Source organism: Isoptericola dokdonensis DS-3 (assembly GCF_001636295.1).
GTDB classification, from domain to species: domain Bacteria; phylum Actinomycetota; class Actinomycetes; order Actinomycetales; family Cellulomonadaceae; genus Isoptericola; species Isoptericola dokdonensis.
The window spans coordinates 2,866,510-2,888,842 of sequence record NZ_CP014209.1; the positions used below are offsets into that span (position 1 = coordinate 2,866,510).

General features: G+C 74.7%; 21 protein-coding genes. 15 read left to right on the forward strand and 6 right to left on the reverse strand.

Annotated elements, in window-relative coordinates:
* Nucleotides 1-74: 74 nt before the first annotated feature.
* Complete coding sequence (locus I598_RS17695) at nucleotides 75-242, reverse strand: hypothetical protein (RefSeq protein WP_157557241.1); 168 nt, start codon at nucleotides 240-242, stop codon at nucleotides 75-77.
* A 210-nt stretch (nucleotides 243-452) separates the two neighbouring features.
* Here I598_RS17695 and I598_RS13245 point away from each other — a divergent pair, with 210 nt between their 5' ends.
* The 10 genes from I598_RS13245 (at nucleotide 453) to I598_RS13290 (ending at nucleotide 11,677) form a co-directional block, all read left to right on the forward strand.
* Complete coding sequence (locus tag I598_RS13245; RefSeq protein WP_068203364.1) at nucleotides 453-866, forward strand: YciI family protein; 414 nt, start codon at nucleotides 453-455, stop codon at nucleotides 864-866.
* Between the two features lie 65 nt (nucleotides 867-931).
* Nucleotides 932-2,125, forward strand: a complete 1,194-nt coding sequence (locus I598_RS13250; RefSeq protein WP_068205285.1) for an RNA polymerase sigma factor — start codon at nucleotides 932-934, stop codon at nucleotides 2,123-2,125.
* A 78-nt stretch (nucleotides 2,126-2,203) separates the two neighbouring features.
* The gene (locus tag I598_RS13255; protein WP_068203365.1) at nucleotides 2,204-2,857 is read left to right on the forward strand and encodes a biliverdin-producing heme oxygenase; all 654 of its coding nucleotides are present in this window, start codon (nucleotides 2,204-2,206) and stop codon (nucleotides 2,855-2,857) included.
* A 168-nt stretch (nucleotides 2,858-3,025) separates the two neighbouring features.
* Entirely contained in the window at nucleotides 3,026-4,138 is a 1,113-nt protein-coding gene (locus tag I598_RS13260) for a heme/hemin ABC transporter substrate-binding protein (RefSeq protein WP_068203366.1), read from the forward strand.
* Entirely contained in the window at nucleotides 4,135-5,244 is a 1,110-nt protein-coding gene (locus I598_RS13265) for a FecCD family ABC transporter permease (protein ID WP_068203367.1), read from the forward strand. Before I598_RS13260 ends, I598_RS13265 begins: the two co-directional genes overlap by 4 nt.
* Before the next feature lie 86 nt (nucleotides 5,245-5,330).
* Nucleotides 5,331-6,140, forward strand: coding sequence for a heme ABC transporter ATP-binding protein (locus I598_RS13270; RefSeq protein ID WP_068205286.1), 810 nt, complete (start codon nucleotides 5,331-5,333; stop codon nucleotides 6,138-6,140).
* Complete coding sequence (locus I598_RS13275; protein WP_068203368.1) at nucleotides 6,137-7,429, forward strand: hypothetical protein; 1,293 nt, start codon at nucleotides 6,137-6,139, stop codon at nucleotides 7,427-7,429. The genes I598_RS13270 and I598_RS13275 overlap by 4 nt, the downstream gene beginning before the upstream one ends.
* Entirely contained in the window at nucleotides 7,426-8,841 is a 1,416-nt protein-coding gene (locus I598_RS13280; RefSeq protein WP_068203369.1) for a hypothetical protein, read from the forward strand. Before I598_RS13275 ends, I598_RS13280 begins: the two co-directional genes overlap by 4 nt.
* A 57-nt stretch (nucleotides 8,842-8,898) precedes the next feature.
* Complete coding sequence (locus I598_RS13285) at nucleotides 8,899-10,557, forward strand: HtaA domain-containing protein (protein ID WP_083973278.1); 1,659 nt, start codon at nucleotides 8,899-8,901, stop codon at nucleotides 10,555-10,557.
* 7 nt (nucleotides 10,558-10,564) lie between these two features.
* Nucleotides 10,565-11,677 (forward strand): DUF916 domain-containing protein, encoded by a 1,113-nt coding sequence (locus I598_RS13290; protein WP_068203370.1) that lies wholly within the window; start codon nucleotides 10,565-10,567, stop codon nucleotides 11,675-11,677.
* 28 nt (nucleotides 11,678-11,705) lie between these two features.
* Here the strand turns inward: I598_RS13290 and I598_RS13295 are convergent, their stop codons facing one another.
* Entirely contained in the window at nucleotides 11,706-12,515 is an 810-nt protein-coding gene (locus I598_RS13295; protein WP_068203371.1) for an ABC transporter permease, read from the reverse strand.
* Nucleotides 12,512-13,426, reverse strand: a complete 915-nt coding sequence (locus tag I598_RS13300; RefSeq protein WP_068203372.1) for an ABC transporter ATP-binding protein — start codon at nucleotides 13,424-13,426, stop codon at nucleotides 12,512-12,514. Before I598_RS13300 ends, I598_RS13295 begins: the two co-directional genes overlap by 4 nt.
* Before the next feature lie 168 nt (nucleotides 13,427-13,594).
* Between I598_RS13300 and I598_RS13305 the strand changes: the two genes are divergently transcribed.
* Nucleotides 13,595-14,401 (forward strand): CPBP family intramembrane glutamic endopeptidase, encoded by an 807-nt coding sequence (locus I598_RS13305; protein ID WP_068203373.1) that lies wholly within the window; start codon nucleotides 13,595-13,597, stop codon nucleotides 14,399-14,401.
* 101 nt (nucleotides 14,402-14,502) lie between these two features.
* Here I598_RS13305 and I598_RS13310 read toward each other — a convergent pair whose 3' ends face one another.
* The gene (locus I598_RS13310; protein ID WP_157557242.1) at nucleotides 14,503-15,216 is read right to left on the reverse strand and encodes a DUF305 domain-containing protein; all 714 of its coding nucleotides are present in this window, start codon (nucleotides 15,214-15,216) and stop codon (nucleotides 14,503-14,505) included.
* 141 nt (nucleotides 15,217-15,357) lie between these two features.
* On the opposite strand from I598_RS13310, the gene I598_RS13315 reads away from it, so the two are divergent.
* Together I598_RS13315 and I598_RS13320 are read left to right on the forward strand one after the other, a co-directional pair.
* Nucleotides 15,358-16,881: an LVIVD repeat-containing protein gene (locus I598_RS13315; RefSeq protein WP_068203374.1), complete on the forward strand. Its 1,524-nt coding sequence runs from the start codon at nucleotides 15,358-15,360 to the stop codon at nucleotides 16,879-16,881.
* A 141-nt stretch (nucleotides 16,882-17,022) separates the two neighbouring features.
* Nucleotides 17,023-17,670 (forward strand): GDSL-type esterase/lipase family protein, encoded by a 648-nt coding sequence (locus tag I598_RS13320; RefSeq protein WP_083973284.1) that lies wholly within the window; start codon nucleotides 17,023-17,025, stop codon nucleotides 17,668-17,670.
* Here the strand turns inward: I598_RS13320 and I598_RS13325 are convergent.
* Complete coding sequence (locus I598_RS13325; RefSeq protein WP_068203376.1) at nucleotides 17,627-18,610, reverse strand: DMT family transporter; 984 nt, start codon at nucleotides 18,608-18,610, stop codon at nucleotides 17,627-17,629. The genes I598_RS13320 and I598_RS13325 overlap by 44 nt on opposite strands.
* 92 nt (nucleotides 18,611-18,702) lie before the next feature.
* On the opposite strand from I598_RS13325, the gene I598_RS13330 reads away from it, so the two are divergent.
* On the forward strand, nucleotides 18,703-20,007 hold the full coding sequence (locus I598_RS13330; protein ID WP_232314162.1) for a YibE/F family protein: 1,305 nt from the start codon (nucleotides 18,703-18,705) through the stop codon (nucleotides 20,005-20,007).
* On the opposite strand, the gene I598_RS13335 is transcribed toward I598_RS13330, so the two are convergent.
* Nucleotides 20,000-20,845, reverse strand: coding sequence for an MBL fold metallo-hydrolase (locus I598_RS13335; protein WP_068203377.1), 846 nt, complete (start codon nucleotides 20,843-20,845; stop codon nucleotides 20,000-20,002). The two genes, I598_RS13330 and I598_RS13335, sit on opposite strands and share 8 nt — an antisense overlap.
* Before the next feature lie 146 nt (nucleotides 20,846-20,991).
* Here I598_RS13335 and aztD point away from each other — a divergent pair, with 146 nt between their 5' ends.
* Nucleotides 20,992-22,332 (forward strand): zinc metallochaperone AztD, encoded by a 1,341-nt coding sequence (gene aztD, locus I598_RS13340; RefSeq protein WP_068203378.1) that lies wholly within the window; start codon nucleotides 20,992-20,994, stop codon nucleotides 22,330-22,332.
* The last annotated feature ends 1 nt before the right edge of the window (nucleotide 22,333 follow it).

Sequence of the window (22,333 nt, forward strand, 5' to 3'; positions counted from 1 at the left end):
TCGCCAGCCATGCGCGAGTGGAGGCTCCGCCATCGTGCCGGTTCCCCCGGTTGGGGCGCCCCGTGGTCGAGCATCTACGCAGGTCTTGTCCTGCGGTGCCCGCCCGGTGCGGCGGCTCGCGCTGCGGCAGCTCGGGTCCGCAGCCGCCGCCAGAGCGACGGGCGGGCGTAGGCGGCGTCGAGGAGCTCGCGGTGGTAGGCGAGCTCCGCCTCGAGCGCCGGGCCGAACAGGGGCTGCGACATGATCCGTCTCCTTCGTGGTGTCCTGCGTCCACGATGTCGCTGAGGCGCCGGCGCGCGGATCGTCCGGTCGCCCAGTTCTCCCGGTACCGGGTACCTCAGATCGACCCGCCGGGCGGCTGAGGTACCCACCTCACGGTCCGATGTCGAGAACGCGCGCCGTGCTCCGTCCCCCGGGTGCAGGCACAGTAGGGACGACGAGAGGGAACCGACATGGCCAAGTACCTGTTGCTCAAGCACTACCGCGGCGGCCCGGAGCAGCGCCCGTCCGCCCAGGAGCCGATGGAGTCGTGGACGCCGCAGGAGGTGTCCGACCACATCGCGTTCATGCAGCGCGTCGCGGACGACCTCGCCGAGCGCGGGGAGTTCGTCGACGCCCAGGCGCTCGCCCCGACGGGCACGTTCGTCCGGTACGACGGCGAGGGTCGACCCCCGGTGACCGACGGCCCGTTCGCGGAGACCAAGGACGTCATCGCGGGGTGGATGATCATCGACGTCGACTCGGTCGAGCGGGCGCACGAGGCCGCCGCCCACCTGTCCTCGGCGCCGGGGGCCGGCGGGAAGCCGCTGGAGGAGTGGATCGAGGTCCGCCCGTTCCTCACGGAGCTGCCGACGGAGGTGCAGTGACCGGACCGGTCGACCGTCGCGCCGACCGTCGCGACGGCGCGCCGCAGGGTCCGGGAGCCGGCGCGGTGGAGGACCTCCTCCGCCGCGCCGGCCCGCGGGCGCTCGCGGCGGTCGTCCGGCGGGGGGCGGGCTTCGCCGACGCCGAGGACGCCGTGCAGGAGGCGCTGCTGGAGGCCGGCACCCGATGGCCCGCCGACGGGGAGCCCGACGACCCCGTCGCCTGGCTCGTCACCGTGGCCTGGAGGCGCTTCCTCGACGCGCGGCGCGCGCACGAGGCGCGGCAGCGCCGCGAGGAACGGCACGAACGGCTGGTCCCGCCGGGCCCGACCGAGCAGGACGACGACACCCTGCTGCTGCTCAGCCGGTGCTGCCACGCGTCGCTCAGCGCGGCCTCGGCCGTCGCGCTCACCCTGCGCGCCGTCGCCGGGCTGACGACGGCGCAGGTGGCCCGTGCGTACCTGGTGCCGGAGGCGACGATGGCGCAGCGCATCAGCCGCGCCAAGCGGACGCTCGCCGGCGCGACCTTCGACCGGCCGGGGGACGTCGGCGCCGTGCTCAAGGTGCTCTACGTGATGTTCTCCGAGGGGCACTCCGGCGAGATCGACCTCGCGCTCGAGGCGATCCGGCTGACCCGGCAGCTCGCCGCGGCCACCGACGACCCGGAGGTCGACGGACTGCTCGCCCTCATGCTCCTCACCGAGGCCCGCCGCGGGGCCCGGTGGACCGACGGCGGCGCGCTGGTGGCGCTCGCGGACCAGGACCGCTCGCGCTGGGACACCACGCTGATCGCCGAGGGGGTCGCCCTGGTGCAGGGCGCGCTGGCCCGGGACCGCCTCGGCGAGTACCAGGTGCAGGCGGCGATCGCGGCACTGCACGACGACGCGGCGGCGCCTGCGGAGACGGACTGGCCGCAGGTCCTCGAGTGGTACGACGAGCTGCTGCGGCTGACGCCGTCGCCGGTGGTGGCCCTGAACCGGGCGGTCGCGGTGGGGGAGGTGGACGGCCCGCGGGCGGGTCTGGCGGTGCTGGACGGGCTCGACCCGGCGCTGCCCCGCCTCGACGCGGTGGCGGCCTACCTGACGGAGCGGGCGGGCGACCTGGCGGACGCGGCACGCCGGTACGCGCGGGCCGCGGCGACGGCGACGTCGGTGCCGGAGCGCGACCACCTGCTGCGGCAGGCGGCACGTCTGAACGCGGCTGCCCGGCGGGACTCCACGGGCGCCCCGACCGGCGTTCGAGACGAGGGTAGGCATACCTAAGAACCGGTGCTACGGTGACGCCAGGTCCTGACACGTTGTCACGACAGTCCGTCATGTCGCGCCCTGGGAGGTCGCCCCATGTCCGCTCTCGCCCCCGAGGCCACGCTCTCCACGCTGCTGCGCGAGGGCACCCGCGCCGAGCACCAGCAGGCCGAGAGCGAGGGCTTCGTCTCCCGCCTGATGTCCGGCGGGCTCGACGTCGCGGCCTACGCGGACCTCGCCGCCCAGCAGCTCGTGGTCTACACCGCGCTGGAGGAGGCGAGCGCCGCCGTCCGCCCCGACCTGCGCGGCGCCACGCTGGTGTTCGACGAGCTGACCCGGGTGCCCGCGATCGAGCGGGACCTCGCCCACCTCCACGGCGAGTCCTGGGCGGCCGCGATCGAGATCCTGCCGTCGACGCAGGCGTACGCGGCGCGGCTGCGCGAGGTCGGCGGGCTGCTGCCGCAGTACGCCGCGCACGCCTACACCCGCTACCTCGGCGACCTGTCGGGCGGGCAGATCATCCAGCGCATGATGCAGCGCCACTACGGCATGGGCGCCGCCGGGCTCGAGTTCTACGACTTCCCCGAGATCCCGAAGGCCAAGCCGTTCAAGGACCTCTACCGCGAGCGCCTGGACGGGCTCGCGCTGACCGCCGCCGAGGTCGACGTCGCCGTCGCCGAGGCGCAGGAGGCCTTCCGCCTCAACCGGGCGATGTTCGTGGAGCTCGGTCTGCGGCACCCGGGCGCCTGACGCCCCTCGCCCCGGCCACCCGTCCGTGGCGGAGGCGGCCTGCGACCGGTCGCGTGTGACCGGGGGCACAGGATTCCGCGCGCCCTCGTCCTTGCTCGATCAGGCAAGCCTCATCTAACTTAGGCAAGGCACACCTCAGCCTTGCGCACCACGTCAGGAGCTCGACGCATGACCCCGGCCGCCCGCCTGCGATCCGTCGCCGCTCTCGTCGCCGCCTCCGCCGTCCTGCTCGCCGGCTGCGGCGCGGCCGGCCACGGCAGCACCGGCACCGCCGTCGCCTCCGGCCCCACGCTCACCGAGCTCGCCACCAGCGACGACCTGCTCGCCGACCCCCGCGAGTGGACCGGCGAGGTCGTGCTGGAGGCCGCCGAGCAGCCCGTCGAGCCCGTCGTCGCCGACGCGCAGCCGCAGCTCCCCGCCACCGTCACCGACACCCAGGGCACCGAGGTCACCGTCACCGACGTCAGCCGCGTCCTCGCGCTCGACCTCTACGGGACGCTGTCGCGGACGGTGTTCGAGCTGGGCCTGGGGGAGAACGTCGTCGGCCGGGACACCTCCTCGACGTTCCCCGAGATCCTCGACCTGCCCGAGGTCACGTCCAACGGGCACGAGCTCACCGCCGAGGCGATCCTCGAGCTGGCGCCGACCGTCATCCTCACCGACACCACGCTCGGTCCGTGGGACGTGGTCCTCCAGATGCGCGACGCCGGCATCCCCGTCGTCGTCATGGACCCGCACCGCTCCACCGAGAACGCCGACGACCTGACCCGGGCCGTCGCCGCCGCCCTCGGTGTGCCGGAGGCCGGCGAGCAGCTCGCCGAGCGCACGCAGGCGCAGATCGACGCGACCGTCGCCGAGGTGGCGGCGCTCGCGCCCACCGCCGACGACGAGAAGCTGCGCGTCGTGTTCCTCTACGTGCGCGGCCAGTCGGGCGTCTACTACATGTTTGGCGACGGCTCGGGGGCCGACTCCCTCATCGAGGCGCTGGGCGCCGTCGACGTCGCCGGGGAGATCGGCTGGAAGGGCATGCGCCCCGTCAACGACGAGGGCCTGGTCGCCGCGCAGCCGGACGTCGTCCTCATGATGAGCAAGGGCCTGGAGTCCGTCGGCGGCGTCGACGGCCTGCTGGAGCGGCTGCCGGCGATCGCGCAGACCCCCGCCGGGCAGAGCCGGCGCATCCTCGCCATGCCGGACAGCCAGGTGCTCGCGTTCGGGCCGTCGACCACCGGCGTCCTCGACGCCCTGGCCCGCGGCCTCTACGCGCCCGGGAGCCTCGGATGACGGCCCCCGCCGACGCGCCCGAGGCGCGCACGTCCCGGCCGCTCGCCGCGGGCACCCCGCTGCCCCCGGCACGCACCGCCCGCGTCACCGCGCTGTTCGTGGGCCTCGCCGTCGCCCTCGTCGTGCTCGCCGTCGTCTCCGCCGGGTCCGGCCAGCTCCACGTGCCGCCCGCCGAGGTGCTCGGCGCGCTCGCGCACGGCCTCGGCCTCGACCTCGGCCCCGAGCCGACCCACCCCAACGGGTACACGGCCCTGTGGACGATCCGCTTCCCGCGCGTCGTCATGGCCGTGCTCGTCGGCGCCGCGCTCGCCGCGGCGGGCGCCGTCATGCAGGGGGTGTTCGGCAACCCGCTCGCCGAGCCCGGCGTCGTCGGCGTCTCGTCCGGTGCCGCCGTGGCCGCCGCCGCGACCATCGCGCTCGGCCTCACCGCGCTCGGCCCGTGGACGACGGCGGCCGCGGCGTTCGTCGGCGGCCTGATCGCGACGTTCGCCGTGTACGCGATGGCCCGCGCCGGCGGCCGCACGGAGGTCGTCACGCTGGTCCTGACCGGCGTCGCCGTCAACGCGATCTGCGGCGCGGGGCTCGCCCTGTTCACCTTCCTCGGCGACACGCAGGCCCGCGAGGAGATCGTGTTCTGGCAGCTCGGCTCCCTCAACGGCACCCGCTGGGTGTACGTCGGGATCGTCGCGCCGTTCGTCGTCGCCGGGCTCGTCGGGTCGCTGCTGCTGGCCCGCCGCCTCGACCTGCTCGCCCTCGGGGAGCGGTCCGCACGGCACCTCGGCGTGGACGTCGAGCGGCTGCGCGTCGTGGCGGTCGTCGTGGTCGCGCTGCTCACCGCCGCCGCGGTGGCGTTCTGCGGGATCATCGCGTTCGTCGGTCTGGTCGTGCCGCACCTCGTGCGCATGGCCGTCGGCCCCGGCCACCGGGTCCTCGTGCCGGCCAGCGCGCTCGGCGGGGCCGTCCTGCTGCTCGCCGCCGACCTCGTCGCGCGCACCGCCGTCCCCTACGCGGAGCTGCCCATCGGCATGCTCACCGCCCTCGTCGGCGGGCCGTTCTTCCTGTGGCTCGTGTACCGCACGCGCCGGCAGGCCGGGGGCTGGGCATGAGCGCGAGGAGCCCGCGCGCAGGGACGCCGAGGGACGAGGTGTACCCGGAGCGGGGCACCGCAGCGGTCGTGCCAGGCGAACACGGCATGAGCGCAGGGACGCCGCTGGTGGAGGTCCGCGGCGCGGGTGTGCGGATCGGGGACGCGACGCTGCTGGACGGCGTGGACGTCGACGTCCGCACGGGCGAGATCCTCGTCGTCGTCGGCCCGAACGGTGCGGGCAAGTCCACCCTGCTGGCGGTGCTGTCCGGCGACCGCGTGCCGGACGCGGGCACGGTGGCGTGGGAGGGCGAGCCGCTGGCGTCGCTGCGCCCGCGCGAGCTCGCCCGGCGCCGGGCGGTGCTGCTCCAGGAGAACCACGTGAGCTTCCCGTTCCGGGTGGTCGACGTGGTGCGGATGGGCCGCGCGCCCTGGGAGGGCACGTCGTCGGCCGACGCGGACGACGCGGTGGTGGCGGCCGCGCTGGCCGCGGCGGACGTGGCGCACCTCGCCGACCGCCGCTACCCGACGCTGTCCGGCGGGGAGAAGGCCCGTGCCTCCCTGGCGCGGGTGCTCGCGCAGGAGCCGCGGCTGCTGCTGCTGGACGAGCCGACCGCCGCGCTCGACGTCAAGCACCAGACGCAGGTGCTGGCCCTGGCGCGGCGGCACGCCGACGCCGGTGGCGCGGCCGTCGTGGTGCTGCACGACCTGCCGCTGGCGGCGGCGTGGGCGGACCGCGTGGTCGTCGTCGCGCGGGGCGGGATCGCCGCGGACGGCGCCCCCGCCGACGTCCTCACCTCGGATCTCCTGTCGACCGTGTACGACCACCCGGTCGACGTCCTCACCCACCCCGTCACGGGCGCGCTGCTGGTGCTGCCCCGGCACGGGACGACCGTCCAGGAGGTGGCCGCGCCGTGAGAAGGCCCGCCGCACTGCTCGCCCTGCTGCTCACCGCCGTGCTCGCCACGACCCTCGCCGTGCCCGCGCTCGTGCCGGGTGCCGCGGCCCCCGCGCAGGCGGCGGCGAACGTGTCGGTGTCCGGCGTCGACGGCGCCGCGCGCGCCTCGGCGGACGGCGCGACGACGCTGCGGCTGTCCGGCTCGGGCTTCCAGTCGGTCGCGAAGGGTTTCGGCGGGATCTACGTGCTGTTCGGCTGGGTGTCGGGCAGCGGGTGGGCACCGAGCCAGGGCGGTGCGACGGGCCAGACCCTGCGCTACGTCCCGGACGCGGAGACCGGCGCGAACGCCGGCTACCAGCGGTTCGTCGCGTTCCCCGGCTCGGACACCGCGTCGGAGGCCAACGGCGGGCTCGTCGCGAAGGACGGCACCTGGTCGGCGGAGCTGATCGTGCCCGGCCCGGTGTTCACGGCGCAGGACCGGGCGGGCAGCCCGGTCGAGGTGAACTGCCTGGAGGTGACGTGCGGCGTCATCACGATCGGCGCGCACGGCGTCGCCAACGCGAGCAACGAGACGTTCACGCCGGTCGAGTTCGTCGGGGCCGCCTCGGACGACGCCGCGTCGGGTGCGGGTGGCCGTGCCGACGGCGGGGCGGGCTCCACCGACGACACCGAGGACGCCGAGGGCACCGGGGACTCCGCCACCGACGACACGACCGGTGGCGCCACGGATGCCACGGGTGGTTCCCCGGACGCCACCGGCGGGCAGGCCGCCGCGGGCACCCCGTCGCCGTCGGCCTCCGCGGAGGCGGGGCCGGCCACCCTCGGCTTCGACCAGGCCACGGCGGTCGCGGGGCGGGTGCTGAGCTTCGCGGGCCAGGGCTTCCAGCCGGGCGAGCAGGTCGTGGTGGTGCTCGACGACGGCGCGATCGCCGTCGGGCCCCTCACCGCCGGGACGCACGGGGAGATCGCAGGGCTCATGGAGCTGCCCGGCGACCTGCGCCTCGGCACCCACGTGCTCAAGGTGACCGCCGCGTCGTCGGGCAAGCAGCCGGAGGTCGAGGTCGTCGTGACCCGCGACCCGGCGGAGGCCGAGGCGCAGGACGCGCTCGTCGCGTCGGCCGCCGGGGCGGGTGCCGCGACGACCGGTGCGTGGGGGAGCGGCTGGTCGTGGGGCGAGCTCGCCGCGGGCGCCGGGCTGCTCGTCCTGCTGCTCGTCGTGCTGTCGTCGGCCATCACCGCGACCCGTCGGCGGCGCGCCGCCCGCGCGGCCACGGCCCCCGCGCCTGCGACCCCGCAGGACCGGCCATGAGGACGGCACGTCGCGGCACCGCCGTCCGCGCCGGGCTCGTCGCGTTCGTCGCCGCCCTGACGCTCGGTGCGGTCGTCCCCGGCGCCGCCGCGGACGACGAGCTGCCGCCGCCCGTGCGCGTCGGCGGCGACGTCGAGGTCGAGGTGACGATCCCCGACGTCGGGCAGGGCGAGCCCACGCCCCCGCCCACGACGGGTGCCGCCGAGCTGACGGACGCCGAGCTGCGCTGGGGGATCAACGCGGAGTCGGGCACCGGCTCGCACCTCGCCGGTGCCTGCAACTTCGTGATGGCGGGCGTGCCCGGCACGACCGGCGACGCGGGCGGCAGCCGTCTGTGGTCGGCCTCCGACGCCGACCTCTACCGCGCCGCGCAGGGGGACGTCGAGATCCTCGTCCCCACCGCGGACGGTCGCGGCGAGCGCCGCCCCACGTACGCGACGCGCTGCCAGGACCCGCAGGGCGACCCGGTGGTGCGGGGGACGACGACGAGCGGGGCGGAGGTCGTCCTCGACGGCGGCACCGGCACCCGCGCGCAGGACGGCAGCGTCGACATCTCCTGGACCGGCACCTTCACCGTGGTCTTCTACGGCGGCCTCACCTACTGGTGGGCGTCCGACCCGCACCTGGTGCTGGACGAGCACGGCGACGGTGCGCTCACCGCGACGGTCGGCGGGTACGGCACGTCCCGCGAGGACATGACGAAGTGGTCGCGGCTGACGGAGCGCGAGGTCGAGCTGGCGAGGTTCGACGACGGCCGGTTCGGTGCGACGTCGGGCGTGCTCGAGCCCGAGTGGTGCGGCGTGGACGTCCGCGGGCTCGTCGAGGACCAGTCGCTCGCGAGGGTGCAGGGCGCGGCCTGCGGCGGGTCCTTCCCCCGGTCGTTCGTGAGGTTCCAGCAGGTGACCGGGCAGGCGCCGTTCTGGTACTCCACGACGCCCGAGGCCGGGAACGCGGCCAAGGTGCCCTACCCGATGACCGTCAGCTTCGACGCGCGGGACAGCGGCGGGCGCACCGACGTCCCGGACCTCCCCGACGACGCCGGCTCCGACGAGCCCGGCAGCACGCCGTTCGTCCCGCAGGACCTCCCGAGCGTCGACGGTACGACGGGCACGCCGTCGGGCTCCGGCTCCGGTTCCGGCCCGGGCGCCGGTGCGGCGCCCGGTCGTGCCCCGACCACCCTCGGGGCGCCCGTGCGCGCGGCGGTCCCCGCGGCGGGCGCCCTACCGGTCGTGTTCCCCGCGACGGCCGCCGGCACCCTCGGCCTCGGTGCCGACGACCTCGTCCCCTCCCTGACCTCCACCGAGCGCGCACCGGGCGACCTGCTGCCCTGGGGCGTCGCCGTCCTCGCGTTCGGTGCCTCCGCGAGCGTCGTCGGCTTCCGCCGCGGCTGGCTCGTCCTGCCGTTCACCTGAGCGGCACCACAGACCCCCAACCCCCGCCTCATCCCACTCATGGAAGGCATTGAACTGATGACCACCACCACTCGTCGGGCCGCCGCCGGGCTCGGCGTGCTCGCCCTCGGGCTGGGCACCGCCCTCGTGACGGTCGCCCCGGCCCAGGCCGCCGAGTCCCGCGACGTCGTCGCGGAGTCCGGCTCCGTCTCCTGGGGTTTCCGGGAGAGCTTCCGCCGCTACGTCGGCCTCCAGACGGCGGCGCTGCCGCCGGTCGGCGCGATCCCCGTCGGCGAGCGCATCACGCTCCGGGCCCCGGCCGAGTTCGACCTCGACGGCACCCCCGCCGCGACGGTCGACACCACCCCGCCGAACGAGACCCTCCCGTACCTGCTGCCCGTCGCGGGCGGCAGCGTCACCGACGCCGAGAACCTGTCGGTCACCTCCACCGGCGGCGCCGTCTTCGCGTTCCCGTCGCACGCCTTCACCGTCACGGTGGAGAACGTCGGCATCGAGGTCACCGGTGGCACGGGCCAGGTCGTCGGCGACCTCAGCGTCGTCATCCCGGAGAACAACCTCGGCTACGACGCCGGCACCTACGGCGGCGACGACGTCGTCCTCGGCGACGTCGCCACCACGACCGTCGCGGTCGAGGGCGACGAGGTCTCCGTCACCGCGGACGGCGTCACGCTCACCGCCGACGGCGCCGCCGCCCTGCAGGACTTCCTGCAGGCGGGTGCCGAGCTCGACGACCTCACTCTCACCGCCGAGCTCGACGGCGCGCCGGTGCAGGAGTGGAACCCGGCCGTCCAGGTCTCGCAGACCTCCGGCTTCGACCCGTCGGCCACCTCGACGGTCACCGTGACCGGCTCGGGCTTCGACCCGCTGGCCAACGTCAACGCCGGCGGTCGCCCGCCGGTCGCGAAGGACCAGCCGACCGGCGTCTACGTCGTGTTCGGCAAGTTCGCCGCCGACTGGCGCCCGTCCGACGGCGCCGCGTCGTCGGCCCGCACGGTCGTCTCCCAGAAGTGGGCGCTGCCGGAGCCGTCGTACTCGCAGGTGAAGGCCGCGTTCCCGAACGTCGCCGGCCAGCTCGTGCTCATGAACGAGGACGGCTCGTTCTCCGCCGACCTCGAGGTCGCGACCGACGACTCCGCCTCGGGCGTCTACGGCGTGTACACCTACGCGGCGGGCGGCGCGGCCGCCAACGCGGCGCAGGAGCTCGCCACCCCGGTCACGTTCGTGGCGCCGGGCGCCTCGGGCGAGGGCGACGTGGGCGTCGACGTCGACGTGCCCGAGTACGTCGAGCCGGTCGACCCGGGCGCGTTCTCGTGGACGATCAGCGGCACCGGCGCGGTCAGCCTCGGCACCGCCGCGCAGGGCGAGAACGCCTTCACGGCGACCGGCTCGCTGCACGCCGTGACCGTGTCCGACACGCGCCCCGAGGGCACGTGGACGATCAACGGCCAGGTCACCGACTTCGTCGGCGGGTCGTCGTCGTTCTCCGGTGCGGCGCTCGGCTGGGCCCCGGAGGTCACCTCCGGCGACGCCCTCGCCGGCTCGGCCGTGGCGGCCGGCTCGGACCCGGGCCTCACCGCGACGTCGGCGCTCGCCTCGGGCAGCGGCGAGAACGGTCAGGCCGACGCCGTCCTCGGCGCCGACCTGACCCTCTCCATCCCGCTGGACACCCCGGCCGGTGACTACGCGGGCGTGCTCACGCTCACCGCGGTGGGCTGACGCACCCGTGCGCACCCGCCTCACCCGCGCGCTCGCCCTGGCGGCCCTCGTGGCCGCCGGGGCGGGCGCCGCCTCCGCCCTCCCGGCCGCCGCCTCCGCCGTGGCTGCCGTCGTCGTGCCCGCGGCCGCCGCCGACGACCTCACCTGGGCCCTCGCCCCGGGTGCGGGGCCGCGTCCCGACGCCGCCGCCGTCGGCGCCACCGGACGGGACCGCGCCAACTACGCCTACGTCGTCGACCCCGGTGACGAGGTGCGCGACACCCTGGTCGTCACCAACCGGTCCACGACGCCGCTGGACCTCACCGCCTACGCGACCGACGCGCTGACCACCCGCGACGGCGGCCTCGACCTGCTGCCCGCCGGCACCGAGCCCACCGACCTCGGCTCCTGGCTCACGCTCGACGTCCCCGGCGGCGAGCTCTTGATCCCCGCGGGCGCGTCCGTGCGCGTCCCGTTCGTGCTCGCCGTGCCCGACGACGCGAGCCCCGGCGACCACGCCGGCGGCGTCGTCACCTCCCTCACGCAGACCGTCGGCGACGGTGCGCTCGCTGTGGACCGGCGCCTCGCGCTGCGCGTCCACGCCCGCGTCTCCGGCGCGCTCAGCCCGGGTCTCGAGGTCCGCGACGTCACGGTGCGGTCCACCACCGGGGTGAACCCGCTCGCCCCTGCCACCACGACCGTCACCTACACGCTCGCCAACACCGGCGACGCGCGGATCGTCGCGACCGAGGCCGTCACCGTGGCGGGCCCCGGCGGCAGCGCGCCGCAGCAGGCCGCCGCCGAGCTCGGGGAGCTCCTGCCCGGCGCCGAGGTCGACCGCACCGTCGAGGTGGCCGGGGTGCGACCCCTGCTCCGCGTCGCCGCGGACGTCCGCGTCGACGGCGCCGTCGTCGGCATCGGCGGCGGCGGAGCCACCAGCGCCGCGGGCACCGACGCCGGGTGGTCCGTGCCGTGGGCCGCGCTCGCCGTCCTCGTCCTCGTCGTGGCAGGCGTGGTGACCTGGTTCGTGCGCCGTCCGCTCGCGCCGGAGCCCGCGCCCGCGGCGGCCGCGGAACCGCCGGCGGGAAGCACGGGCAGCGTCGGCGAGCACGGGTCGACGACGTCCTCCGCGCGAGCCTGACCGGCGCGGAGCGCGGCCGCCGGTCTCGTCAGACGTCTCGGCGTCGGACGACGACGCACGCCAGGGCGACCGTGGCGGCGGTCCAGCCCACGACGGCGACGACGCTCCACACGAGCGCTCCCGGACCGCTCGCGACGTCCGGCACCTCCAGCACCGAGGACTCGGGCCCCGGCAGCGTGCGGGCGAACCACCCGACCGCGGCGACGGGGATCGCCTGCAGCAGCGCGGGGACGACGAAGACGAACCCGAGGGTCGCCGCGACCCCCGCGATGCTCGAGCGCAGCAGGAGACCGGCGGAGAGCGCGATCGCGGCGACCGCTGCCTGGAACAGTGCCGTCCCGGCGAGCACCCGCGCCACGGCGGGGTCGGTCAGCCCGACGGGCGGGTCGCCGCCCATCAGCACCGAGCCGAGCAGGAACGAGACCAGTCCCGAGGCGAGCGAGATGAGGAACGCTGTCACGACGACCACCACGACCTTCGCCAGCACGACCGGCGTCCGGCGCGGCACGACGGCGAACGTCGTGGTGGCCGCGCCCCGCTCGTACTCGGCGGTGCCGACGAGCGTGCCGAACGACACGAGCAGGAGCAGCGGCACGTAGTTGGTGTCCGCCACCGCGCCGAGCACCGTGGCCAGCGCCTCGGTGTGGTTCGTGACGTCGGGGCGCCTGGTGAGCACGGTGATGACCGCGATGCCGACCGGCAGCAGGAACGCGAGCCCGACGAGCCACCGCGTCGAGCGCAGGCTCGAGGCCTTGAGAACCTCGGACGCCAGGAGGCCGCCGAACGTGAGCCGTCCGTGGACGACCTCGGGGGCAGAGGAAACGGTCGGGACGGTCATGACGCCTCCGGTGCGGTGTACTCGACGGCGTCCTTCGTGAGGGCGAAGAACGCCTGCTCCAGCGACGCCTGCTGCGGGACGAGCTCGGCGAGCACGGTGCCCGTGCGCAGCGCCAGGGCACCGACGTGCTCGCTCGGCACACCGGTCACGGTGAGCACGTCGTCGTCGGCCCGGTCGACGCCCGCGCCGGCCTCGGCGAGGGCGTCGGTCAAGGGGCCCGGATCGTCGGCGGTGCGGACGCGCACGCTCCCTGTGGTCGCGCTCGCCACGACCTGGTCCAGCGGCCCGGCCGCGACGAGCCGCCCACGCCCCAGGACGACGAGGTCGTCCGCGGTCTGCGCCATCTCGCTCATCAGGTGGCTCGAGACGAGCACCGTGGTGCCCTCCGAGGCCAGGGACCGCACGAGCTCGCGCACCCAGTGCACGCCGTCCGGGTCGAGCCCGTTGACGGGCTCGTCGAGCACGAGCGTGCGCGGCGTGCCCAGCAGGGCCGCCGCGATGCCCAGGCGCTGGCCCATGCCGAGGGAGTAGGTCCCGATCCTCCGGTTCGCCACCGTGGTCAGGCCCGTGAGCTCGAGCACCTCGTCCACACGTCGCGCCGGCAGCCGGTGCGTCAGCGCGATCGACCGGAGGTGGGCGCGCGCGCTCCGCCCCGGGTGGACGGCGTGCGCGTCGAGCATCGCTCCGATCGCCGTCAGCGGGGCAGGGTCGTCGGTGAACGGACGCCCGTCGACCCGGACCGTGCCGCTGGTCGGCCGGTGCAGGCCGAGGATCATGCGCATGGTCGTCGACTTGCCTGCGCCGTTGGGGCCGAGCAGTCCGGTGACCCTGCTCGTGCGGACGGTGAAGCTGAGGTCCTCCACCGCGACCTTGCCGCCGTACCGCTTCGTGACGTTCTCCAGCTCGATCACGAGTCGTGCCGGCGGGTCGTTCTCTTCTCGACCGCCATGCGAGCTCCTCACCGTCGGGTGCGTCCCGCCCGTGCGGCGAACGCCCAGGCGCAACCTACCGAGCGTGACCAGACTCCGCGCGACGGGGTGCGGCGACATCGGCGCACGGGCCTCGGTAGGGTGCGACCCATGCTCGCGACCGGACGGCTGACCGCCGCTGCCCTGACCTGTGGTGCGGCGATCCTGCTGTTCGCGGTGCACGAGCGCCCGCTCGGCTACGTCCCGCTCGTGCTGGGGGTGCTGCTCGGGCTGCTCGTCGACCGGAGGCTGGGCCGCGACCTCGGGCTGATCGCGCTGGGCATGGGGATCGTCTCCGCCATCCCGTTGAAGGCCGACCTGACGGACGCCGGGATGCTGCGGTTCACCGTCGCGCTGTCGCTGGCGGTGCTCGTGCCGTGGGCCCTGTCCAAGTACGTGTTCAAGGACGACGACGGCGCCGGTGCGGTGCGGTTCCCCGTGGCGACGGGCAACCCGTGGACGCGCGGGCAGTGGATCTACCTGGGCGTCGTGGTGCTCATCGGGTACCTGCTGCTGCCCTGGTACTTCCTGTCGTCCGGGGCGTACCTCAACTGGCCTTCCCTGGAGAACGACGGCGACATCGCCCGCCTGTTCGTGGGCGTCAACGCCGTCGGCATCTGGGACGAGCTGTTCTTCATCTGCACCGTGTTCGCGCTGCTGCGCCGCCACTTCGGGCTCCAGGTCGCGAACGTGCTCCAGGCCGTGGTGTTCGTGTCGTTCCTGTGGGAGCTCGGCTACCGCGAGTGGGGGCCGGCGCTGACGATCCCGTTCGCGCTCGTGCAGGGCTGGATCTTCGCGCGCTACAAGTCTCTGCCCTACGTCGTGGCGGTGCACCTGCTGTTCGACGCCGTCGTGTTCGCCGTGCTCGTGCACGGCCACCACCCCGAGCTGTTCGACATCTTCGTCACCGCCCCCTGAACCGGCCGCCGGCGGTCGAGCGTCTCTGTTCGTGCCTCATCAGCCGGTGATGGGGCACGAACAGAGACGCTCGATCACGCGGGATGCCGGGTGGCTCACGGTCAGAGCCCGGCGAGCAGGTCCTGCATGCGCCCGATCTCCGCCTGCTGGCCGGCGCCGATGTCGGTGGCGAGCTCGTCCGCCCGCTCGTCGGTGCCCTCGTTCAGCACGGTCACCGACATCTCCACGGCGCCCTCGTGGTGCTGGATCATGCCCTCCAGGTAGAGGCGGTCGAACTCCGCCCCCGACGCCGCCGCGAGCTCCGCCATCTGCTCGTCCGTCAGCATGCCCGGCATCGACATGGCGCCGTGGTCGTGCTCCGCCGCGCCGTCGGGCAGGCGCGGCCCGGAGCCGTCGCCCTGCTCCAGCTCCACCGGCACCGGCAGCTCCCGCTCCTGGAGCCACGCCGCCAGGCCGTGGATCTCCGCCGCCTGGACGTCGCGGATGCGGTCCGCGAGCGCCAGCACCTCCGGGTCCTGCGCGCGGTCCGGCGCGAGGTCCGACATCTCCAGGGCCTGGAGGTGGTGGTGGATCATGTCGGCGAAGTAGTCCATGTCGACCTGGTTGTGCGTCGCGGACTCGACGCCGGGCTCGAAGTCCTCGGGCGCCACGGTGGACGCCGTCTCGCCGGGCCGGCCGGGCTGCACGACGGTGCTCTGCGGCGGCGTCACGGCGGGGTCGTCCGACCCGGTGCAGGCCGCCGTCGTCACGGTCGCCGCGAGCAGCGCGAGGGTCGCGACCGTGCGGCGGGCCGCACGGCCACGAGGCCCGGCCACCCCCCGACCCGTGCCGGTGGACTGCCTGAACGTCGCCTTGACCTGCATTGTCACCACCCTGTTAATTCCCTGCGTGCCCACTGGTGAGGAAGGTCACAGTAGGTGAGAGTGGGGGCACACTACCAAGGAGGTGTGACGCCTGTGCGTCCAAAGACATCGCAGCAGAGCCGTCGTGCACTCGGGGCTGGAGCGCTCGCCGGTGTGATCGCCGTCGGCTCAATCGCCCTCGCCGCGCCCGGCTACGCCGAGCCGTCGGACGGCACCGAGCTGCCCGCCCAGAGCATCGTCGCTCTGGACGACTCGGCCGTGCCGGACTCGCTCAGCGTGCCGGGCACGTCGGACGACTACCGCATGGACCTGCTCGCGAACATCCCCAAGAACGGGGACTTCGCGGCGGAGAACGCCTACAGCTCGGACCTCGCCTTCCAGGGGAAGTACGCGTTCGCGGGCAACTACAACGGCTTCACGATCTACGACATCAGCAAGCCGAAGTCGCCGAAGCAGGTCGTGCAGGTCCTCTGCCCGGGCTCGCAGAACGACATCTCGGTCTACGACGACATCCTCGTGCTGTCCACGGACTCCTCCCGCAGCGACGACTCGTGCGCCAGCACGGCCCAGTCCGCCACGGTCAAGGACTCGTGGGAGGGCCTGAAGATCTTCGACATCTCCGACGTGCGCAACCCGGAGTACGTCGCCGCCGTCGAGACGGCCTGCGGCTCCCACACCCACTCCCTCGCGCCGTCGAAGAACGGCCGCGACGTGTACGCGTACGTGTCCTCGTACAGCCCGAACGGGGCGTTCCCCGACTGCCAGCCGCCGCACGACCTCATCTCGATCGTCAAGATCCCGCTGCGGGCGCCCGCGCAGGCCGCGGTCGTGTCCACCCCGGTGCTGTTCCCCGAGGGCGGCTACACCAACACCTCCGGCTGCCACGACATCACGACCTACGTGAAGCTCGACCTGGCGGCCGGCGCGTGCATGGGCGACGGCATCCTCATGGACATCTCCGACCGGGAGAACCCGGTGGTCGTCGACACGGTGCGCGACACGGAGAACTTCGCGTTCTGGCACTCGGCGACGTTCAACAACGACGGCACCAAGGTCGTGTTCACCGACGAGCTCGGCGGCGGCGGCGCGGCGACCTGCAACCCGGACGTCGGCCCGACGCGCGGCGCCAACGGCATCTACGACATCGTCGTCGACCGTGACGGGCCGAAGGCGAAGAAGCCCGGAAAGGGCCACGGCCACGGCCACGGTCACGGGAAGCCGCAGATCGAGGACCTCGAGCTGGAGTTCGCGAGCTACTACAAGATCCCGCGCACCAACACGAACTTCGAGAACTGCGTCGCGCACAACGGCTCGCTCATCCCGGTCAAGGGCAAGGACATCATGGTCCAGGCCTGGTACCAGGGCGGCATCTCCGTGTACGACTTCACCGACTCGGAGAACCCGAAGGAGATCGCCTGGTTCGACCGTGGACCCCTGTCCGCGGAGCGGCTGATCCTCGGCGGGTCGTGGTCGGCGTACTACTACAACGGGTACGTCTTCTCGAACGACATCCAGCAGGGCTTCGACGTCCTGGAGATCAGCGACCGTGCGGTCGGCAAGCAGAAGACCCACACCTACCGCGAGTTCAACCCGCAGCAGCAGATCAGCTTCCGCTGACCTCCTGCACCGCCCGGTGACCCGGGCACGGCGGCCCGTCCTGCGACGCAGGGCGGGCCGCCGTCGTGCGCGCCCCACCCTCCCGGGTGGGGGCCGTGAGACGGGCGGCGGGCCAGCGGGCCGCGCTCGTAGGCTGCGGGCATGAGCACAGGGACGCGGGACGTGCGGGTGTGCTTCGTGGGCGACTCGTTCGTGGCGGGCGTGGGCGACCCGTCCGGGCTCGGCTGGGTGGGGCGGGTCGTGGCCGCCTCCGCGGCGCGCGGCCTGCCGCTGACCGCCTACAACCTCGGGGTGCGTCGGCAGACGTCGGTCGAGGTCGCGGCGCGGCTGCCGGTGGAGGTCCCGCCGCGGCTCGCGGCGGCCGGCGAGCCGCGCGTCGTGCTCTCGTTCGGCGTCAACGACACCGTCATGGAGGACGGCGCACCGCGCGTCGACCCGGGTGCCACGGTCGAGGCGCTGCACGCCGCGGTCCGGGCCGTCGCGCCGGTCCCCGTGCTGCTCGTGGGGCCGCCCGCCGTGGTCGACCCGGCCCAGGACGCCCGGGTGCGGCACCTGACCGCCGCCCTGCGGAGCGTGTGCGCCGAGACCGGTGTGCCGTTCGTCGACGCCCACGCCGCGACGGCGGCCGCCCACCGGTGGCACCGGGAGGTCGTCGCCGGCGACGGCGCACACCCGGGAGCCGACGGCTACGCGCTGCTCGCCGACGCCGTGGCGGGGCCGATCCTGGACTGGCTGGGCGCGCCGGTCAGCGACGTCGGCGCAGCCGGGACTCCAGCAGCGGCACCGTGACGGCGACCAGCGTGAGCGCGGCACCCGCGTAGGTCGCCGGGCCCGGGGGCGTCGCGCCCGGGGTCAGCAGGTCCAGCACGAGCGCACCCGTGACCTGCCCGGCGATCATCCCCAGGCCCAGCAGCAGCACCCCGATCCGGTGCACCACCGCCGCCTGGACGGCGATGAACACGATCCCCAGCAGCCCGCCCGACCACAGCACGAGGTCCGCGGGCAGGTCGGTCGGCAGCGTGCCCGTCGGTGGCCCGGCCACCAGCACCGACACCCCGAACGCGACCGTCAGGACGGCGGTGCCGACGAGGAAGTTGCCGAACGTCGCCGCCGCGACCCCCGCGAACGGCGCGGAGCCCGGCTCCTCGGCGGCGGCGCGCACCGTGCCGTTCACCGCCTGCTGCCACGCCTGGAGGGCCCCGGCCACCGCGGGGACGACGGCGAGCCACAGCCCGTCGACGCGCCCGACCGCCCCGGACACCGCGACGGCGACCGCGACGATCGTCAGCACCGGGCCCAGCGCACGACCCAGCGTGACCAGCCGGACGCCGCCCGGCGCGATCCCCAGCCGGTCCACCAGCAGCGAGCTCGTGGACTGGCCGGCCACGACCGCCACCATGAACAGCGCCACGCCGAGCGTCGCCACCGTGAGTCCCTGCGCGGCGACGTAGCAGGCGCCTGCGGCGCCGCCCAGCACCTCCCACCAGCGCAGCCGGCGCGCCCGCAGGGCTCCCACGACCTGGCCGACGGCGGCCCGCGCGGCGGGCCAGCAGACGACGGTCAGCGCGAGCAGCACCAGGCCCGAGCCGAACGAGATGACCGCCGCCCCGAACCCGGATCCCACGTGGACCGCCAGCGTGCCGTTGACCCGGGTCTGGAGCGCCGCGCCCACGCCGCCCCCGACGGCGGCGGTGACGCCGACGACGGTCGACCGGGCTGCGTTGCTCACCGGGGGAGTGTAGGCACCGCCGGCTCCCGCGTCGGCGACCCGCCCGGCCAGCCGCCGCCGGGGCGTCCCGCGCCGGTGGCAGCATGCGGTGCGTGAGCACCGACACGCGCGCCGCCCGCCACGCCCGCACCGACGAGGTGCCGGTGGGGCACGGTCACGCGCACTCCCACGGCGGCCCGGTGCCGCCCGCGCCGTGGCGCACCCGCGTCGTGCTGGCGCTCCTGGTGATCCCTGCCGTCGTGGCGACCGCCCTCGGCCTGTGGGCGCTCTGGCCCTCCGCGGCCGCCGTGCCCGACCGGGTGCCCGTGGTGGTCGAGGGCAGCGAGATGGTCGTGGCGACCGTCGTCGGGCCGCTCGCGGAGAGCAACGGCGACACCTGGCCCACGACGGAGGACGCCACCGCCGGGGACGTGGAGATCCGGCTGGCCGACGGCTCGACGTCAGGGATGCAGGCGGACGCGCGGTTCGGGCTGGAGCCGGGCGACCGGGTGACCGCGCTGTTCATCGGCGACTTCGCCGAGACCGTCTCGCCGTACGTGTTCATGGACCATCAGCGGGACGTGCCGTTCGGCCTGCTCGCGGGCGCGTACGTGCTGGTCGTGCTGCTGGTGGCGCGCTGGCGGGGACTCGCCGCGCTGGTCGGGCTCGCCGCCGCGTTCGCCGTGTTCGTCGGGTTCACGTTCCCCGCGCTGCTCGCCGGCGAGGACGCGATGGGGGTCGCCCTGGTGACGTCCGCGGCGGTGATGCTCGTGGTCCTCTACCTGGCGCACGGGTTGACGGCCCGGACCACGGTGGCGCTGCTCGGCACCCTCGCGGGGCTCGCGCTCACCGCGGGGATCGGCGCGTGGGCGACCGGCGCCGCCCGGATCACGGGGGCGTCCGACGAGATGGCGCAGAACCTGCCCCTCATCGCCCCGGGGGTCGACCTGCGGGGCATCGCGCTGTGCGGGCTCGTCCTGGCGGGCATGGGTGTGCTCAACGACGTCACCATCACCCAGGCGTCGGCCGTGTGGGAGCTGCGCGCGATGGCGCCGCACGCGCCGCGGCGCGTGCTGTTCGCCCGGGCGATGCGGATCGGGCGTGACCACATCGCCTCGACCGTCTATACGATCGCCTTCGCCTACGTCGGCGCCGCGCTGCCGCTGCTGCTCACCGTGTGGCTGCTCGACCAGACGCCGCTGATGTCCCTGACGTCGGGCGAGATCGCCGAGGAGGTCGTGCGCACCCTGGTCGGGTCCATCGGCCTCGTGCTCGCCATCCCCATCACGACGGCGATCGCCGCCGTCGTCGTGCCCGGCCATCTCTCCGGGCACGACGACGCCGGTGCGGACGTCGGGTCCGACCTCGGCGAACCGCCGGTGACGTCGTCCGGCGACCGGGAGCCGCGCCTCAGGTGAGGTGGTCGAAGTCGCCCCGCACCCAGGCGGCGTGGCGCTCGGCGGAACGCAGGACGACGGCGCGGGCGTCCTGCGCGATCACCCCGTCGAAGTTGTTGTAGAGCCGTTCGAACGGCCACCGGGCGACGTGCTCGGCGACGCGCAGCGCGACGGCCCCCGACAGTGGCAGCCGGTTGGGGTAGCTGCGCATGAAGCTCACCGTGGTGCGGTCCGGATTGGCCATGATCGTGTCGCCGCTGAGCAGCACGCCGCGCCCGTCGGCGCCGCCCGCCCAGTGCACGACGACCGATCCGGGGAAGTGCCCGCCGGGCTGGCTGAGGGTGACCCCGGGGAGGATCTCGCGCTCGCCGGACCACGCCTCGACCTGGGGTCCGGTGCGCGCGACCCACCCGGCGTCGGCGGCGCTGACGAGCACGGGGACGGGGGAGCCGGGCGCGCCGAGCCGCCGGCTCCACTCGACCTGCACCCCGTACATGTGCGGGTGGCTGGCCACCACGGCGACGACGCCGGGCGGTCCGGCGATCTCGCGGACGGCTGCGACGGCCGCGTCGTCGACGTAGCCGAGCGGGTCCCACAGCAGCGACCCGGCGTCGGTGCGCAGGAGCTTGGCCTGCTGCCCGATGCCGACGCCGGGCTGGGTGGCCAGGGCGTGGAGGTCGGGCTCGAGCTCGGTGATCTCGATGCTGCGGCCGGCGGCGAGCTCGTCGAGGGTGGCCCAGGCCGTGCCGGTGGCGGGCACCCACTGGCGTTCGTCGGCGCAGATCGCGCAGGTCTCGGGACGGTCGGCGTGTTCGACGCCGCAGGTGAGGCAGATCCAGAACTGCTCCGTGCTGGTCATGCGGACAGCGTGGCACGGGCGTCGGACACCGGCCGCCGGGATGGGTTGAAAATGATTCTCATGCATGACAGGCTCGCTCACGCAATTGCGACTGGTTCTCATTCGCTGCGCGACGCCGTCGCGCCCACGAGACGGAAAGACACCCGATGACACCCCGCACCCGCGCCGCCGCGTCCCTGGCGCTCGCCCTGCCGATCGCCCTCCTCGCCGCCTGCGCCGACGAGACCGAGCCCGCCGCCACCCCGGCCGATGCGAGCGCCGACGCCACCGACACGGCCGAGGAGCCCGCCGCCGGCGAGGTCGCCACGCAGACGGCCCGCCTCGCCCTCACCCACGACGCCGGCATCGTCGTCCTCGACGCCCAGACCCTCGAGCAGGTCGGCGACGTCGACCTGCCCGGCTTCAACCGCCTCAACCCGGTCGGCGACGGCCGCCACCTCGCCGTCTCCACCACCGGCGGGTTCCAGGTCCTCGACCTCGGCACCTGGGGCCAGGGCCACGACGACCACTTCCACTGGTTCACCGCCGACCCCGTCCTCACCGACGTCACCTACGACGCCACCACCCCCGGCCACGTCGTCGTGCACGACGGCGTCACCGCGTTCTTCGACGACGGCACCGGCACCGTGCAGCTCGTCGACGCCGCCGAGGCCGCGACCGGCGCCGCCGGCGAGACCGTCGAGCTGCCCGTCCACCACGGTGTCGCCGTGCCGCTCGCCGACGGGACCCTGGTCGTGACCGACGGCACCGAGGAGGAGCGCTCCGGCGTCCGCCTCCTCGCCGCCGACGGCACCGAGCTCGCGGCCACCGACCAGTGCCCGGGCGTGCACGGCGAGGCCGTCGCCGCCGACGACGCCGTCGTCCTCGGGTGCACCGACGGCGCGGTCGTCGTCGCCGGTGGCGAGATCACCAAGGTCGAGACCCCCGACGAGTACTCCCGCATCGGCAACCAGGCGGGCAGCCACGAGTCCCCGATCGTGCTCGGCGACTACAAGACCGACCCCGACGCCGAGCTCGAGCGGCCCACCACCGTCAGCCTCATCGACACCCGCGACGCGAGCGTCCGGCTCGTCGAGCTGCCCGCGTCGTACTCGTTCCGCTCGCTGGCCCGCGGCGACGACGGCGAGGCGCTCGTGCTGACCACGGACGGCGCGCTGCAGGTCATCGACCCCGCCTCCGGCGAGATCACCGCGTCGATCCCCGTCGTCGACGCGTGGGAGGAGCCCACCGAGTGGCAGGAGGCGCGTCCTGCCCTCCTCACCCTCGACGGTTCCGTCTACGTGACCGACCCCGCGAACCAGCAGGTCCACGCGGTCGACCTCGTCGAGCAGCGCGTCTGGGCGAGCGCCGACCTCGACGTCGTGCCCAACGAGATCAACGGCGTCGACGGCCTGCCCGCCGACGACCACGAGGACGAGGCGCACGCGGAGGACGACCACGCGGAGGACGAGCACGCGAACGAGGAGCACGACGACCACGACCACTGAT